This window comes from Robertmurraya sp. DFI.2.37 (assembly GCF_029211245.1).
GTDB classification, from domain to species: domain Bacteria; phylum Bacillota; class Bacilli; order Bacillales; family Cytobacillaceae; genus Robertmurraya; species Robertmurraya methanolica_A.
Genome location: NZ_JARGEJ010000650.1, coordinates 1 through 300, shown reverse-complemented (window position 1 = coordinate 300; position 300 = coordinate 1). Strand labels below are relative to the sequence as shown.

The 300-nt window shown below is 39.0% G+C and carries 1 protein-coding gene and 1 pseudogene; one reads left to right on the top strand and one right to left on the bottom strand.

The features are described from left to right. Positions 1 to 97 (bottom strand): HAD hydrolase family protein (locus PZE06_RS28070; RefSeq protein WP_483314097.1); only part of this gene is annotated, 97 nt, incomplete at its 3' end. Between the two features lie 7 nt (positions 98 to 104). Here PZE06_RS28070 and PZE06_RS28065 point away from each other — a divergent pair. After that, positions 105 to 300, top strand: a pseudogene (locus tag PZE06_RS28065) (ABC transporter substrate-binding protein); the annotation flags it as partial.

Sequence of the window (300 nt, the reverse complement as noted above, 5' to 3'; positions counted from 1 at the left end):
CCCCAATAGCTATTGTATTTTCGAGCGGGATCCGAAAATGGCTTGCCATCCTCTTGAGACCATTGCCTTTATTGCCATTAATATGGGTAATTTCCAAATTGAACCTTAATTTGGGGAAAATTTTTGATAAAAATGAAGAGGCTGAACAATTGATAGCTAGTTTTGAGCAGGCGATTGAAAAAGCTAAGTCTGCGTATAATGGAAGCGATAGAGTGATGAGTGTTATCGTTTCAGGTGGAAATATAAACTTTTCAGCTCCGCACACTGGACGTGTTTGGGGTCCGTTATTTGAAATTTTTG